Below are 646 nucleotides of genomic sequence, written 5' to 3' on the forward strand. Positions count from 1 at the left end.
GCCGCCGAGGCCCCGACGCCCCCGGCGCCGCCGCCCTGCGCGAGGAACTCACCGCCCTCGGCGCCCGGGTGACGGTCGCCGCCTGCGACGCCGCCGACCGCGACCGGCTCGCCGAGACCCTCGCCGCCGTACCCGCCGAACACCCCCTGACCGCCGTGGTGCACGCGGCCGGCGTCCTCGACGACGGCCTCCTCGACACCCTCACCCCCGAACGCCTCGACCACGTCCTGCGACCCAAGGCCGACGCCGCGTGGAACCTGCACGAACTCACCCGTGACACCAAGCTCTCCGCGTTCGTGCTGTTCTCCTCCTACGCGGGCCTCGCGGGCGGCCCCGGCCAGGCCAACTACGCCGCCGCCAACGCCTTCCTGGACGCCCTCGCCCAGCACCGGCGCGCCCGCGGCCTCCCCGCCGTCTCCCTCGCCTGGGGCCTCTGGGAGGACCGCAGCGACCTCACCGGCGCCCTCGACGGAGCCGACCTCGCCCGACTGGACCGGGCCGGGATCCGCCCCCTCACCGCCGACCAGGGCCTCGGCCTCCTCGACACCGCCACCGCCCTGGACACCGCCCACCTGGTCCCCGTACGGCTCGACCCGCGCGCCCTGCGCGCCGACCGGGTGCCCCCGCTGCTGCGTACCCTCGCCCG

General features: G+C 77.9%; 1 protein-coding gene. It reads left to right on the top strand.

Annotated features, from left to right (window positions below):
- Window positions 1–646: beta-ketoacyl reductase (locus B7767_RS35675; protein ID WP_143652813.1), on the top strand; the 646-nt coding region annotated here is incomplete at both ends.

This window comes from Streptomyces sp. 13-12-16 (assembly GCF_002114215.1).
GTDB lineage: Bacteria > Actinomycetota > Actinomycetes > Streptomycetales > Streptomycetaceae > Streptomyces.